The following is a 16,312-nucleotide window of genomic DNA, read 5'->3' as shown; positions in this document are numbered from 1 at the left end:
CCCCGCCAACGCGCCAACCTCTTTATTGGCCTTTCCTGCCTGCTCTATTACATTGCTGAATAAGCACCGTCTTTGATTACGACTGCCTTCGGCGCCTTGCTGACCTCGCCGGTTGCCTGCCATGTCATGGAATCACCAGTCAAACCGTCAACGCTGATCTCTGCCATAGCCGCCTCAAGTGCACTGCCAATATCTGCCACGCTCATATCCGGTGTCACGCCTGCCTGCTCTGCCGCTGCTTTGATAATGTAGATTGCATCGTAAGCATCTGCTGCGAACTGGTTCGGTGTATCCCCATATGCTTCTTTGTACTTTGTAACAAAGGACTGTGTCTTCTCATCATCTGCATCTGCTGCAAACGGTGTCAAGAGCATTACGCCCTCTGCCAGCTCTGTGTTAAAATTCTCAACACCAAGCAGTCCGTCCAGACCGTCGCATCCAAAGAATGTCGGAGCATATCCCATGCTGTCTGCCTGTGTCAAGATGATGGATGCCTCTGTGTAGTAGATCGGAAGGAATACAAGCTCTGCACCTGCGCTCTGTGCCTTCTGAAGCTGTGTGGAGAAGTCTGTCTTGGAATCTGCGGTAAACGCTTCTTCTGCAACAACTTCAAGTCCCTGATTCTGGGCTTCTTTTACGAAGTTCGCCTCGATACCGGAAGAATATACATCGGAACTGTCGTAGATCACTGCAACCTTGGCTGCCAGCTTGTTCTCACCGATATACTGTGCGGATGCAGTACCCTGGTTCGGGTCGGTAAAGCATACCTGAAATACATTATCATTATCGATTACATCCGTGGAAGATGCGGACGGTGTCAGTTCATACATGCCGTCCTCTGCGGTCTTCTCAACAACTGCCACGCAGGGAGTCGTTGTAACGGTACCCATCAGCATCTGCATACCCCAATCCTTTAAGGAGTTGTAAGCATTGACGGATTTCTCGGCATCATGCTGGTCATCCTCAAACTTATATGCGATCTGATATCCGTTGATACCGCCCGCTGCGTTAATCTCATCAACAGCAATCTGTGCTCCGTTCATAACTGCTGTACCGTAGATCGCTGCTGCTCCGGTAGTCGGTCCGATACCGCCAATCTTAAATGCCGCGCCATCTGCCGCTGCGGCTCCTGCGCTCTCTGTACCTGCCGCTGCGCCGTTATCTGTGGTCGTACCGGATGCTGCTCCGTCGGAAGAGCTTCCACAGCCTGCCATCATACTTGCAGCCATCGCTGCTGTCAACAATACACTCAATGCTTTCTTCATAATATTGTCCTCCCTCAAGTGCCTTTATCTTTTCTGAAATAATAGCAAAATTAGAGATGATTCACAATGTTAAAATTACACCAAATTCTTGATTTATTTTATCGTATGATTATGCAATTTGTCTTTTTCAATAACCATAGGTTATATTGCGTATTCCAGGCGGCTATATTGTCCGTTCTTCTGCATTTTTTAACTGTTTGACGGGCTTTCTTCCGTGTTGTAAATATACTTGCGCGTCATAAAACGCACCATCTGCTCCGCCTCTGCCCGGCGGCACAGTTCCAGAAACCGGTTCCAGAAACGCTCGCCGCAGTAATCCACCAGATAGCTGTTGCGCTGCGCATTCTCCATCTCCCGCAAGGATCCCCGGTTCTCATGTCCGAGATAATATGCAAGCGCGAAGAAATCCGGCTCCTCCCAGCCTGTCGCATCCTTCAATACCGCCGCCACATTCTCAAGCTCACTCCGAAGCATGATCGCTGCCAGCTTGCTCCCCGCCTCGGTCTGCGCCTTCGCCGCGTGCTCCTCATACTCCGCTACCATCTGTTTTAAGCTCTGAATCGTGGACTGAAAATCGAGATCGTCATCCCGGATGGAACAATCATGATAGACCTGGTCCAGATCTCCCATCAGCTCGTCCAGGCTCTTTTTGACTTCACTTACCGGACTTTCCTTCATGCACTCCAACAGACGCTCAATCGCCGCCCTCGACTGCGCGAGGTGCCTTCTCGCCTCCTCATACTGTTCCCGCAGAGTATCCCCCTGTTCCAGCGCCGCCTGATAATCCCTCAGCGCCTCATTCACATACGCCTTCTCGCCCCCCGCATTCAGAAGACTCTTTTTTAAATCCTTCAACTCCCCTTTTAGCTCTTTTGACTTCTTTCCTTTCGCAGCTCTGTCAAACAACATTTCCCTCGCTCCTTCTCCCGATCTGACATTTCTACCCTTTATTATATAAAACCCATCCGTCATCTTCAAGCCAATTTCAAGCGAAGAGGCTGACGCTTCAAGCGGCAGCCTCCCAGGATAGATAAGTAAATAGGATAAAAAGATCACACCTCTCGATTTCGATGGAATGTAGATGGAAATCCGGATCAAAAAAAGCGGCATTTCTAGCCAGCCGAATGTCTGCATCTTCGATGATCCGTGTCTTTCCAAGTTTGGAGCACTCCGCGGGTCATGTCCGCATCCCGGAAGACAATTTGTAGGACTTTTGTGTGTGTCCCTTATGGCACCTCTGAGCAAAACATAACCGCGCGAAGCCGATGTTTGAATTGCCATCTGCCATGTTTTTAATAGCAGATGGCAAAGAGTTTCGGTTCGCGCGGTTTTATATTGTCTGTGAAGAGGTGCCATTAGGGACACCAGAAAGTCCGCCCATTGTCTCCGGTGTGTCGGACATGCACCCGTCGGATTGTCCAAACGTGGAAGAGACACGGAATCTGATGCAAACATTCAGCCGGAAGAAATGCACGCATTTTTTTCAACGAATGTTCCATCTACACTTCCAGCGAAATCGAAAAATGTGATCTTTTATCCTAGTACATCTCTTTCGACGCCAGCTGTCCGCCTGAAGCGGCAGCCTCCCGTCTATTTTTCATCATAGAGATGACATTTTACCTTATGTCCGTTGCCAACATCCTTGACCTGCGGCTCCTCGTGCTTACAGATCTCCATGCACTCACTGCAGCGGGTGTGGAACTTACATCCTGCAGGCGGATTGGCCGGGGAAGGAATATCGCCCTTCAAAAGGATACGTTCCTTTCTGACATCCGGATCCGGCATCGGAATCGCGGAAAACAGCGCTTTCGTGTACGGATGCAACGGGTTTCCGAAAATATCGGCCGTCTCGCCGGACTCTACCATGCCGCCAAGGTACATAACGCCCACGGTATCAGAAATATGCTCTACGACAGACAGATCGTGAGAGATAAACAGATAGGTCAGTCCTCTCTCCTTCTGCAGATCGCGAAGCAGGTTAATGATCTGTGCCTGAATCGACACGTCCAGTGCAGATACCGGCTCATCGCACACGATGAATTCCGGATTCAGCGCAAGCGCACGCGCGATACAGATTCTCTGTCTCTGACCGCCGGAAAACTCGTGCGGATAACGATCCTTGTGATACTCCTGTAATCCACAGTCCTTCATAACCTTGGTGATATAATCATCAAACTGCTCCTTCGGCACGAGTCCATGCTCACGCACTGCCTCACCGATGATCTCACCGATCGGGAGACGCGGAGACAGGGATGAATACGGATCCTGGAAAATGATCTGCATCTTTGTGCGCAGATCGCGGAGCTGCTTCTTATCGTACTTGCTGATGTCCTCGCCATTGAAGAGAATCTCGCCGTCTGTCTTCTCGATCAGACGCAAGATCGTTCTTCCGGTCGTGGACTTTCCACATCCGGACTCTCCTACAAGTCCCATGGTAGTGCCGCGCTTAATGTTAAAAGACACGTCGTCGACCGCCTTCACACTGCCTGTCGCACCGCCGAAGAACCCTCCCTTAATCGGGAAATACTTTTTCAGATGAGACACTTCAAGAATATTGCCGCTCTGATTGGTTGTCTTTGTTGCTTCGTTATTGCTCATTCTTCGTGTCTCCTTCCTTGCCGACTGCCTCCGCCGCACAGCGGTAGCAGCTTACAAAATGTGTCGGGGAAATCTGGTACATTCCCGGATATGCTCCCTCACAGCCGTCTACGCACATCTCGCAGCGATCCTTAAAGTAGCAGTAGTTCGGCATATCAATTGGGTTCGGAACGCTTCCCGGAATGCTGTAAAGCTTCTCCGTATATTTACCGACCACCGGCTTTGACTTCATCAGTCCGATGGTATACGGGTGTCTCGGATCTTTGAAAATCTCGCGTGCCGTTCCTTTTTCCACAACACGTCCCGCATACATAACGACCACGTAATCTGCCATCTCTGCAACCACACCGAGATCGTGTGTGATCAGCATGATGGAGCTGTTGATCTTATCCTTCAGTCCGCGGAGCAGATCGAGGATCTGTGCCTGGATCGTCACATCGAGCGCTGTTGTAGGCTCATCGGCGATAATCAGACGCGGATTACATGCAAGCGCCATTGCGATCATGATTCGCTGGCGCATACCGCCGGAAAGCTCGTGCGGATACATCCGGTATACGCCTTCCTTGTTGGCAATGCCGACCATCTCAAGCATCTGGATCGTACGTGTCTTGACGTCATCCTTTGTCATATCCGGATTGTGAAGTGCAATGACCTCATCCACCTGCTCGCCGATACGAAGTACCGGATTTAAGGAGGTCATCGGCTCCTGGAAAATCATGGACATGTAGTTGCCGCGCAGCTTCTGCATTACAGAAGTCGGCGTGTTGACCACATTGTATACATGATCGCCGGTATTAAAGCGGATCTCTCCTCCCACGGTCTGACCGGATGGGCGCTGTACCAGCTGCATCAGGGAAAGGCTTGTCACGGATTTTCCGCAGCCGGACTCACCTACGATACCGACCGTCTTGCCCTGCGGCACATCAAACGATACACCATCGACAGACTTGACCGTTCCGATGTCCGTGAAGAAATAAGTCTGAACGTTGTCGAACTCAACGCAGTTCTCCGGATTCTTCATCTTTGTCACATATTCCTCCTCCGGAATATGCTTTCTGTTTCTTTTTTTCTCGATCTCCTGCGTAATCTTGCGGTTCTCCCGCGCAATCGCGCGGGATTCTTTTGCGGAGATATAATTTGCGTTTTTCTTCTTATTATTAAATGCCATTCCTGTCACCTACCGTTTCATCTTCGGATCGAATGCATCACGCAGACCATCACCGATAAAGTTATATGCAAGTACCGTGAGCAGGATCAGGACGCCTGCCGGAACCCACACGAATAAATAGTTCGTCATAACGTAAGAGTCGTTGACCGCATTGATGATACTTCCCCAGGAAGCCGCCGGATACTTGATACCAAGACCCAGGAAACTCAATGTGGACTCGGCAAGAATGACATCACCGATTCCCATACTTGCGAATACGACAAGCTGCGGGATAACATTCGGGATCAGATGTCTGAAAATCCTACGGCTTACGCGGATACCGGTTGCCTCTGCCGCCGTCATGAACTCCTGCTCTCGCAGGGACAAGATCTGTCCGCGGATAATACGGGCAATGCTGACCCAGCCGATGATACTCATGACAATACACAGCATGTAGATACGTGTCTTTGCCGAAGCCTTGTAGTAATCCATGATCGAACCGAGGATCAGATACAGCGGAATCGCCGGGATACAGTAAACAACATCAACCACACGCATCAGGAGTGTGTCCACCCATCCGCCGAAAAATCCTGCGATACCACCTACAATGATACCAATGATAAGCTCAATGATAACTACGACAAATCCGATCATAAGGGAAATTCGTCCGCCGTACATCAGACGCGCCAGAAGATCCATTCCGTTGCCATCCGTTCCGCACAGATGCTTTGCAGATGGTGCCGCATAACTGTCGATGACACGCGTCTCCTGATAGCGCTGAATCGTATACTGACCGTTTTTATCCTTGATCAGATAGGTGTCGGTCTCACCCTGCTCGTCCGTATACTCAAAGGAATTCTCCCCGGCAGTCATTGCAGCCTCAGCTGCCTCCTTGAACGCCGGTGTCAGCACGATACCACTGGAAACCGGATTCATGCTCATATCAGATACATAAGCATAATCCGCACCGTCTGCCGTATGAATCATGGCAGCGCTGCCCTCGTTTTCAACCGTGTAGTTCACGCCGTCCGCCTCAACGTTCTTATCGCCGTTTGCAATCGCAGTCAGCACCTTGCTGTAAAAATCATAAGAAAATGTTGTGCCCTCATCAAAAGCTGTCACAGACTTCCGGCAGGCAATACCAAGCTCTGTCGTCGTGTACAGTGTCTCTTTCACACCGGATGCATCAAACACATACTCCACGCCGTTGTAAGTAAACTGGTTCTGTCCGGCTGCCTCCGCAGCGTCATGCTCCTCAGACTTTAATGCCAGCGGATTCATCTGCTGCTCTGCCGCGTAGATGTGATATGTGTCGTCATCAATTTTGCCAAGTGCCAGTGTCTGTCCATCTCTGGTCTCGAACACCAGGGCATTTTTCGTCACGGCCAGGATCATCTTGGAATACACATCGCTCGGAAGCTCCACACCGTCCGCTGCAAACACCTGAAACTCATCAATTTTTGCCGCGCCGGCATAATCCTTCTTCATCTCTTCCGTGCGGTAAAAGACCTCACTCTGGGAATACGGATTGACTGCACCTCCGACAAAGGCAAACAGGAACATACAGATAATGATAACCAGTCCTACAATTGCCAGTCTGTTGCGGAAAAACCGCTTTGCAACCATCATTCCGGGGGAAAGTACGCGGACACGCTGCGCGTCATCAAGCTTCATATTATTCTTCTCGTTCTCCATGTTCTCTCCTCCTTTCTAGTTCACGCGGACACGCGGGTCCACAACTGCGTATAAAATATCGGCAATCAGGTTGCCAAGTAAGATCAACACTGCGGAAAACAGCATGTAGAACATAACAAACGGAATGTCACCCTGTAATACCGCCTGGTAAGAAGTATATCCGATACCTGGGATCTGGAACAGCGTCTCTGTTACCATGGCACCACTGAAGAGTCCCGGCAGTGTACCGCCGAGCAGCGTGATAATCGGGATTAAGATATTGCGGAATGCGTGGTAATGAATGACACGCTTCTCCGGCAGTCCCTTCGCGCGCGCCGTACGGATGTAATCCGCATTCAGCACTTCAAGCATATTGGTTCTGGTGTAACGCATCAGGGAACCGATGCTCACGATCGTCAGTGTAATTACCGGAAGTACCAGATGCCATGCCATATCCAGAATCTGCCGTCCGGAGGAAAGGCTCTGGAAGTTACGTCCGACAATACCGTAGAGGTCGAACCAGCCAAGCTTTACGGAAAAGACCCATTTTAAAAGTGTTGCAACGAAAAAGCTCGGAAGAGAAATACCGACCAGTGCAATAACGGTGATTGTATAATCGGTTGCAGAATACTGCTTTCTCGCAGCGGCAATACCTGCCGGAATTGCGATGATGATCTCCAGAACAAAAGATGCCAGTGACAGTGCAAACGAATACCAGATAACGCTTGCGAATTTGGTCAGTACCGGCTGGTTAAAATACCAGGAATCACCGAACTGTCCGCGGATTGCTTTTGCTGCCCAGCGGAAATATCCCTGGATCACACCGGTGTCCAGACCGTACGATGCATTTAACTGTGCCACCCATTCGTCATAACTCTTTGCTCCCGGTCTCTGTGACAATGTCAGTGCCTGCTGCTCCACGAATGACGACGGCATGCAACGCATGATCGCGTAGATGATCATGGAGACGAAGAACAGTATGACAATCGAGAGCAATACTCTCTTAACAACAAATTTCTTCATGATTCTTTTTCCTTTCCTCGCTGCTTCTGATGCTAAAGGTATTTTGCAAAAAGGCGTCACGCATCCTCTTGCAAAATACCTTTAAATCCCTATGCACCATGGCACAGGTTGTAGAAGAGGGGAGCCTGCTCCCCTCTCCCTCCACCATCAGCCAGTTACTCTGATCCTTAGTTCATCTGGATCTTCTCAATCTCGTTGAGATAGCTATAGAAGGTTGTCAGATCCTGCGGAATGGAATCCACATTGACACGCTGTGTACTGAATACAGAAGCGTTCTGTCTCTGATATACCGGAATCTCTACAGCGTAATCTACGATAAAGTCAAGTGCTTCCTTATAAACTGCCTTACGGAATGCCTGGTCGGTATTGGTTCTTCCCTCCATTACCAGTTCATCCAGCTCGTCAGAGTAGATTGCATAGTAGTTTGCGCTACCGCCTTCGCTGTGATAGATCTGGAACATATCCGGATCTAAGGTTGCCTGCCATGCTGCACACCACATCTCTGCAGTCTCACTGTTTAACGCATCCCACATGATGGTTCCGTCAGCCAGATCGTTGATTGTCAGATCAAAGCCGATGGTCTTAAGTGCCTCGGATGCTGCGGTCAGAATACCGAAGGAAGGATGATCTCCCTTTCCGCCTCCGCCGATCATTACCTCATAGCTTAACTTCGCACCAGCCGGAGCTGCTGTCAGCTTGCCATCTGTTACTGTGTAACCTGCTGCCTCGAAGAATCCAAGTGCTGCGTCAAGTGCTGCAGCATACTTCTCGTCATCCGACATACCGTCTGTGTAGATCGGGTTGCCGTCTACGTCCTTGGAGAATGCAACCTCGTAGTCTGCGTCAGACTTCTGCGGTGCTGCCCAGGAAGTATTGGAGATCGGGTAGTTAATTACTGCTGCTGCCTCTCCATAATAGGAGTCGATAACCATATCACGATATACAGAAATTACTGTTGCGATTGCTTTTCTTAAATCTTTGGACTGCTCAGAAGAAGGATCATCGCCAACCTTGACATTCTGAGAGTTGATTCCGATGTAACCATAACCATTGTTGTCATACAGAGCGGTGGTTAATACATCACCGGACACCTCACCGTTGCTGTTCTCAGAGCAGATCTGTGCCATAACCTCTTTGGAGATGGACGGATCAGAAATATCTACCGTACCCTGAACAACACCCGGAAGCTTATCTGCCTCAGCGGTCTCCTTGAACTGGAGTTCCTTGGTAGCCGGTGCTCCCTTGTAGTATGACTCATTCGCCTCGAGATATACTGTCTTGTTCTCGTAGCTCTTGAAGACATACGGACCAGCGCCAAGCGGAGCGGTCGTCTTCTCGCGGATTGCGGAAAGATCACCCTTTGTGAAACCGAACTGGTTGTTATCGTAATCGTACTGGCTCTCATCACCATAATAATGAAGCGGTGTGATCTGGATATCCATGGTCTGAAGTGCCGGTGCGCTGACCTCTGTCAGAACAACACGTACGGTCTTGTCATCCAGCTTCTGGATACCGGAAATATTTGCTGCTGCATCACCGGTCTCAACACCTTCGGTAGCGTATGCATATACGTCTTCCGGAATCAGATCGGAGAGAGCGCTTCCTGCAGACTCAGCCTCCATAGCGGTGAAGCTCCATCCGTACTTGTCACCGATTGCCATAAAGAAATCCTTAGCGGTCGCATCTGCCGCAAGACCGTCGAAGCCCCACTGTGCTGCTGCGCCTGCTACGTCGCCCTCTTCGCTGACGCCGTTCTCTACGCAGTAATCAACGATTTCCTGTGCAAATGCTGCACCACCATCGTTTACAGCATCCCAGAATGCGTTCTGCTGATCTTCTGTCCAGTATGTGAAGTCTGTGTTATCCTCGCCCGCTGCCGCAAGTAAAGATGCCAATGTGGACATACCGCTTCTGTACTCTTCCATACCCTCGATCGGGAGAGAGTATACAGATGCGCCTCCGTCATAAGTCGGATCGCAGAATACATAGAAAGAGAAGATGATATCATCTGCGGTTACCGGCTCTCCATCGGAGAAGGTCAGATCATCACGAAGCTTGAAATCATAGTATACGGTTCCGTCTTCGTTCTCTGTGATAGTCAGATCGGTTGGTCCGTAGTAAGTATAATCGGTACCGTTGTACGAAGTGGTCTCACCCTCGATACCATTGTAGATAAACTCACCGGAACGATCGTTGTAAACCAGAGAAATCTGTGTCACATCAACGATGTTCTGATCCGGCACACTCTCAGCGAAGAATGGGCTGAACTTCTCGCTCATACCGTCATTTGCGATAACGAGCGGTGTGTCGCTGCCGGATGCAGCCGTGCCTGCTGCCTCTGTGCCTGCTGTCTCGGTTCCAGCTGTCTCGCCGCCAGCCTTGCTTCCGCCGCAGCCTGCAAATGAACCGACAGTCAGTGCTCCTGCCAGTAACAAAGCAAGAGTCTGTCTCATTTTTTTCATAATATTTCCTCCTTATAAAAATATTATCTATGTTTTAACCTTATAAAAGGAAAAAACCTACTCCATTGTGGCATTCTCAATCAGAATGCCGCTGTAATTGCGGTCATAATACTTTCCGAAGAAAAATGCAACCGCCAGAAACAGGAAATGACATATCAGATAGATACATTCCATTCCCATACGGATCCCACCACGGTGCAGCACCATGTATACAAGGTCCAGAACCGCTCCGATTCCCGTCAGCACCATTGCCCCGATACAGGAACGCTTCATGCGAAGCAGCCCCGTCTCATAGTGTGCCCGGTGCATACGGACCGGTGCCCCGATATAGCTGACCGCACCATAAAGCATGTATCCAAGCGGAAGAATCACAAACAGATACGGGAATACAATCCACGCTGTGCGGGACGAATCCGGATTTAAAAGTCCCATTCCAAGCTCAATCACCCACAGCGCGATCGTCCAGATGACATTAAAAATGCCTGTCCGCCGCTTCTGCTGTTCATCAAACGGAAGCACATAAAAATCTCCCTGATAGGACGTTCTTGTCACCAGAAGACCGTGCCGGTTCTGCTTTAATTCATTTTGATAATCCTTTTGGTAAGGGTTCTTGATCATCGCCGCTTCCGCCTCATCGCTCTGCCTGCCATACTGCATAGTGCAATATTACCGCGTTATTGCGCTAAAATATTTTTGTGTAACAAAAAAAAGTGACAATGAACCTCTTTGTCCACTGAACACTTTGCAAAATACACTTGTATGTTGCACACGCACAACACTTTTTTTATTATACATGGGAAACTGTTTTTGTCAATACTTTTCCCGCTGGCACATTCTGCCTCGTTTCGCATGTTTTTACAATCTCATTTGGTTCTATGCATATTTTTACACTATGTTTTATTTGTTTTTTCTACTTTTTCTTCTATTCTGTGCTGTTTTTCTGTCATTTTTCATTTTTTGATCCCAATTTTTTCATGACTAAATATGCAGTTTTCTTTTTCCATGTTTTTCCACGCAAAAAATCCCGGAACGGATTTTACTCTCCGTTCCGGGATTTCTCTTTCCTGTATAAGTATGCATCACCTGCAGTCATACATACCGGTCAGTTCTTATGATGTTATGCTGTCTTTGTTGCGTACATGAAGTACTTCATACCGAATATCGTTGCGTAGATACCGGTTACGTTAGACTTCTGCATGTAAATATCATTGTAGTAGTAGATCGGAACTACTGCCCATGTATCCATCAGCATATCCTCTGCCTGATGCATTAAGTCAACACGCGCTGCAAAATCTGTTGTGGTGCGGATCTGATTGATCAGCTCATCATATGCTGTCCAGTCCGGAGAAGAAGATACCGGAGTACCCTTTCCTAACTGCATATCGTTGTTACCGGAATCAGAGGTAAAGATCTCTAACATGTTAACCGGGTCGTTGTAATCTGCAAGCCATCCCTCACGCGCGATGGTGAAGTTACCGCTCTTACGATCCTCAAGGAATACATTCCAGTCCTCAGACTTGATCTCAAGGTTGATACCAAGTAATGCAACATCCTGCTGTACGGACTCAGCAACCGCAATGTGTGCTGTACCGTCGTTTGTTAAGTATGTCATGGAGATTGCCGGATCTACTGCGTATGTACCGTCACCGTTGTCTGTAAATGTATATCCAGCCTCTTCCAGTAAGCCCTTTGCTGTCTCAAGCTCGCCGGCACCGGTAGCTGTTGCATCATAGTAAGAAGTATCTGCTGTCTTGAATACGCCGCCGTTACCGTCTGCCATACCTTCCGGTACGAAAGAATCAGCCGGGATCTGACCTGTCTGGCCTACGTTCTCAACGATGAACTGACGGTCAACCAGTAAGCTGATTGCCTCACGCATCTTAGCAGCCTCTTCCTCTGTCTTGCCATCGAAGACCGGGTCGTTTACGTTGAAGCCGATGTAATAGGTTCCCAGGTTGTCAAGGATACCAAACTCTGGATTGACGCCGTTTAAGGAAGGAATCTCATCGTTCGGTACGGTATCGATGTAGTCAAGGTCACCGCTGTTGTATGCAGCATAGATTGCTGTATCATCAGCGCTTAACATGAAGTGAAGCTCGTCCATGGTTACGTTTGCCGCATCATAGAAGTTCGGGTTCTTTACATAAACCATGCTCTCGTTGTGGTTCCAGGACTCCAGTGTGTAAGCACCGTTGCATACAAAACCAGCTTCCTGTGCCCACTTGCCAGGAACAGTGCCGTCCGTATCAGCAGCCTCTACGGATGCCTGATGTACTGGATAGAATGTCGGGAATGCCAGTAAGTCGTTAAAGTACGGGCACGGGCTGACAAGCTTGATCACGAGTGTGTAATCATCCGGTGTCTCAACTGCCAGTGTACCGTCATCGTTGCGGTCGATTACATCGAACAGATAAGCATAGTCTGCTGCTGTCTTCTCATCGATGACACGATTCCAGCTGTATACGAAGTCAGATGCCTTTAAGTCATCTCCGTTGCTCCACTTGGACTCAATCATGTGAACAGTGTACTCTGTTCCGTCCTCAGATACTTCCGGCATATCGGTTGCGAGTGCCGGGATAAGATTACCATCCTTATCATAGGTATAAAGACCTGCGAAAGAGTTTACTGCAAGGCAGCCGCCGTCTACGGAGCTGTTTAATGCAGGATCAAGGTAATCCGGCTCACTTGCCAGGTTGATGTTGAGCACATTTGTCTCAGCGTTTGTGGTTGTTGCTTCTGCAGTTGCTGCAGCCTCTGTGCCAGCAGCAGTTCCTGTGGACTCGCCTGTACTTGCTGTGGAATCAGATGATCCGCCACAAGCCGTAAGACCAAGTGCCATAGAAGCAACCAGTAATGATGCTACTAATTTCTTCATAATGAATCCTCCTTGTTTTCCGAAGGAAAATGCGACTGTCACAACAGGAGCAGAGGATTTTCCTCCTATAAAATGATCTATGTTCCACGTACCTTTTCGGTAACGTTGAAACCTTACTTATTCCAGCATGCAACGAAGTGTCCGCTGCCTCTGTCGGAAAGCGGCGGCATCTCTTTTGCGCACTGCTCTGTCGCGTATTTGCATCTGGTGCGGAACGGACATCCGGTCGGCATCTTCAGAGGGCTCGGTACATCTCCCTCCAGCACGATACGCTTGCTGTGTCTGGCTGTCTCCGGATCCGGAATCGGAACCGCTGACAGTAAGCTCAATGTATACGGATGCATCGGGTTGCCGTTTAACTCATCGGCATCGGCGATCTCCATCATTTTTCCAAGGTACATAACCGCAATACGGTCGGAAATGTGGTGAACGACCAGCAGATCATGCGCGATAAACAGATACGCCACGCCCAGCTTGTCCTGCAGTTCCTCGAACATATTTACCACCTGCGCCTGAATGGACACATCCAGTGCGGATACCGGCTCGTCACAGACGATAAACTTCGGGTTTACCGCGAGTGCTCTTGCAATACCGATACGCTGTCTCTGTCCGCCGGAAAACTCATGTGCATAACGCATGGCATGCTCGGCATTCAGTCCAACCAGCTCCATGAGGTTCAAGATTTTCTCACGGCGCTCTTTTTTATTCGCATATAATTTATGAACATCCAGAGGCTCTCCGATGATGTCCTCGACCGTCATACGCGGGTTCAAGGATGAATACGGATCCTGGAATACCATCTGCATCTGTCTGCGGTAAGGAAGCATGTCCACATCCACTTTCTTGCCAAGCACCGGCTTGCCGTTTGCATCGACGATCAGCTTGCCATTCTCATCATACTGTTCGCCGCTGTCAAAAAGCACCTTACCATCGAACACGATGCGTCCGGCGGTCGGCTGGTACAGACGAAGCAGCGTTCTGCCGACGGTCGTCTTGCCGCATCCCGACTCTCCTACCAGACCAAGTGTCTCGCCCGGCTTGATTGCAAATGAAATATCATCCACCGCTTTTAGCGGAATCGTCTTAAATCCCTGATGCACAGGAAAATACTGTTTTAAATGACTTACCTCAAGAAGGTTCTTTTCCTCACTCATTACTCTGCCTCCTCCTGTGCCTCATATAACTCTTTGATGTTCATCCAGCAGCTTGCCAGATGGGTATCGCTGATGCGAAGTTCTTCCGGTTTCTCAGAAAGACAGATCTTCATCGCCGCATCACACCGCGGGCAGAATGCACAGCCAGCCGGCATCTGCAACAGGTTGATCGGTGTACCGCCGATCGGCACCAGCTTTTCGTTCATATTGTCTGCCTTCGGGATGGAACGAAGCAGTCCCTTGGTATATTCATGTGCCGGACGGTAGAAAATATCATCCGCTGTACCGCGCTCGCAGACACGTCCGCCGTACATAACAAGAATCTCATCACACATACTTGCAATGACGCCGAGATCATGGGTTACCATGATAATCGCCATTCCAAGCTTCTTCTGCAGATCCTGCATCAGTTCCAGAATCTGTGCCTGAATCGTCACATCAAGTGCCGTTGTCGGCTCATCTGCAATCAGGATATCCGGCTCACAGACAAGTGCCATGGCGATCATGACACGCTGACGCATACCACCGGACAGCTCATGCGGATACTGCTTCATACGGCTTTCCGGCTCATTGACGCCGACCAGTGTCAGCATCTCCACCGCGCGCGCCCACGCCTCTTTTTTATTCTTATCCGTGTGTAATAATATTGCCTCAATCAGCTGGCTTCCAACGGTAAATACCGGGTTTAAGCTGGTCATCGGATCCTGGAAAATGATGGAGCATTTTTCTCCGCGGAACTTCTGCATCTGCTTGCTGTTCCATTTGGTAATGTCCTCACCGTGGAATCTTACCTCTCCGCCAGTGATCTTACCGGTCTCCGCCAGAATCTGCATGATGGAATATGCGGTAACGGATTTACCGGAACCGGACTCTCCTACGATTCCGAGGGTCTTTCCCGGCTCTAAGTTAAAGGAAATACCATTGACAGCCTTTACCTCACCTGCATCTGTAAAGAAACTGGTATGAAGGTCTTTTACTTCTAATATATATTTATTTTCTTCGCTCATATCCTTATCTCCTTAATTCAATTTCGAGTCGAAAGCATCACGAAGACCATCACCCAGTAAGTTCAATGCCAGCACGATCAGGCAGATGGCGATTGCAGGAATGACCAATCTAAGTGGGTAGGACTGCATGCCGGCTCTGGCATCGTTTGCCAGACTTCCCAGGGAAGTAAGCGGTGCAGATACACCAAGGCCAAGGAAACTCAGATAACTTTCGGTAAAAATTGCACTCGGCACCTGAAGCGCTGTCGTAATAATGATAACGGACAGACAGTTCGGCAGGATATGTCTGCGCAGGATTCTGGCATTCTTTGTACCGATGCATCTTGCTGCCAGAACGTACTCGTTGTTCTTAATGGAAAGGATCTGGCCTCGGATCAGACGCGCCATACTTACCCAGTACAGAAGTCCGAATACGATAAACATGGAGATCATGTTCGTTCCCAGCTTTTCCAGCACCGTTCCGGTAATGAGCGGTTTTAACGTCTCATTAAACACTACCGACAGCAGAATGATGATCAGCATGTCCGGCAGGGAATAAATAATATCCACAATACGCATCATGATGAGGTCGACTTTTCCACCAAAGTATCCTGCGATGGAACCGTAAAGCAGGCCGATGATCAATACCATGATCGATGCCACAACGCCGACCGACAGGCTGACTCTCGTTCCGTAGATCACACGGATAAAGTAGTCACGGCTTAAGCTGTCCGTTCCGAAGATATGTGGAAACAGCTTCTCGCCGGTCTCGTTCATATACTTTGTCTCAAGCTTGGAATATTCAAACGGTCCAAGGTTCGCTGCGGATTTGTCACGCACACCGTTGACCGAGATAATCTCGGAATACTTGTAAGGACATATATGCGGTGCGATGATGATGGTCAGAAGAATCAATACCAGTACGATGATACTTCCCATGGCAAGCGGATTCTTGCGCAGGCGTCTCATACCATCCTTGAAAAATGTGGTAGACTCACCCATGACATCCTGCTGCTTTTTTTCCTCATCTGTCGCCTTCTCGAAATTTGCCTTATTGAATTTGCTCAGATCTACCTGTGCCGACAGAATCTGTCTATGTTTCAACTCCATTACTTCTATCCGTCCTTT

Annotated in this window: 12 protein-coding genes; all 12 read right to left on the bottom strand. The window is 49.1% G+C overall.

All coding sequences use genetic code 11. The features are described 5' to 3' along the window. Positions 1-47 precede the first annotated feature (47 nt). A complete protein-coding gene (locus RHOM_RS03025; RefSeq protein ID WP_014078775.1) occupies positions 48-1,265 on the bottom strand; it encodes an ABC transporter substrate-binding protein in 1,218 nt (405 codons plus the stop codon). Between the two features lie 189 nt (positions 1,266-1,454). Beyond that, positions 1,455-2,174: a hypothetical protein gene (locus tag RHOM_RS03020; protein ID WP_081467947.1), complete on the bottom strand. Its 720-nt coding sequence runs from the start codon at positions 2,172-2,174 to the stop codon at positions 1,455-1,457. Positions 2,175-2,855: 681 nt separating this feature from the next. After that, the gene (locus RHOM_RS03015) at positions 2,856-3,863 is read right to left on the bottom strand and encodes an ABC transporter ATP-binding protein (protein ID WP_014078773.1); all 1,008 of its coding nucleotides are present in this window, start codon (positions 3,861-3,863) and stop codon (positions 2,856-2,858) included. Then, entirely contained in the window at positions 3,853-5,031 is a 1,179-nt protein-coding gene (locus tag RHOM_RS03010; protein WP_014078772.1) for an ABC transporter ATP-binding protein, read from the bottom strand. The genes RHOM_RS03015 and RHOM_RS03010 overlap by 11 nt, the downstream gene beginning before the upstream one ends. 9 nt (positions 5,032-5,040) lie before the next feature. Next, complete coding sequence (locus tag RHOM_RS16845; RefSeq protein WP_014078771.1) at positions 5,041-6,705, bottom strand: ABC transporter permease; 1,665 nt, start codon at positions 6,703-6,705, stop codon at positions 5,041-5,043. Positions 6,706-6,720: 15 nt separating this feature from the next. Continuing rightward, a complete protein-coding gene (locus RHOM_RS03000; RefSeq protein WP_014078770.1) occupies positions 6,721-7,707 on the bottom strand; it encodes an ABC transporter permease in 987 nt (328 codons plus the stop codon). A gap of 167 nt (positions 7,708-7,874) precedes the next feature. Then, a complete protein-coding gene (locus RHOM_RS02995; RefSeq protein WP_014078769.1) occupies positions 7,875-10,169 on the bottom strand; it encodes an ABC transporter substrate-binding protein in 2,295 nt (764 codons plus the stop codon). A 57-nt stretch (positions 10,170-10,226) separates the two neighbouring features. Next, complete coding sequence (locus RHOM_RS02990; protein WP_014078768.1) at positions 10,227-10,826, bottom strand: hypothetical protein; 600 nt, start codon at positions 10,824-10,826, stop codon at positions 10,227-10,229. A 460-nt stretch (positions 10,827-11,286) separates the two neighbouring features. Further along, positions 11,287-13,044 carry a peptide ABC transporter substrate-binding protein gene (locus RHOM_RS02985; protein ID WP_014078766.1) on the bottom strand — a complete coding sequence of 586 codons (1,758 nt, stop codon included), beginning with the start codon at positions 13,042-13,044 and terminating at the stop codon, positions 11,287-11,289. Between the two features lie 113 nt (positions 13,045-13,157). Further along, a complete protein-coding gene (locus tag RHOM_RS02980) occupies positions 13,158-14,198 on the bottom strand; it encodes an ABC transporter ATP-binding protein (RefSeq protein WP_014078765.1) in 1,041 nt (346 codons plus the stop codon). Continuing rightward, entirely contained in the window at positions 14,198-15,205 is a 1,008-nt protein-coding gene (locus RHOM_RS02975; protein WP_014078764.1) for an ABC transporter ATP-binding protein, read from the bottom strand. The genes RHOM_RS02980 and RHOM_RS02975 overlap by 1 nt, the downstream gene beginning before the upstream one ends. Positions 15,206-15,217: 12 nt before the next feature. Beyond that, on the bottom strand, positions 15,218-16,294 hold the full coding sequence (locus tag RHOM_RS02970; protein WP_014078763.1) for an ABC transporter permease: 1,077 nt from the start codon (positions 16,292-16,294) through the stop codon (positions 15,218-15,220). Positions 16,295-16,312: the final 18 nt, after the last annotated feature.

It is taken from the genome of Roseburia hominis A2-183, assembly GCF_000225345.1.
Lineage (GTDB): Bacteria > Bacillota > Clostridia > Lachnospirales > Lachnospiraceae > Roseburia > Roseburia hominis.
This window is presented reverse-complemented; position numbering and strand designations above follow the sequence as displayed.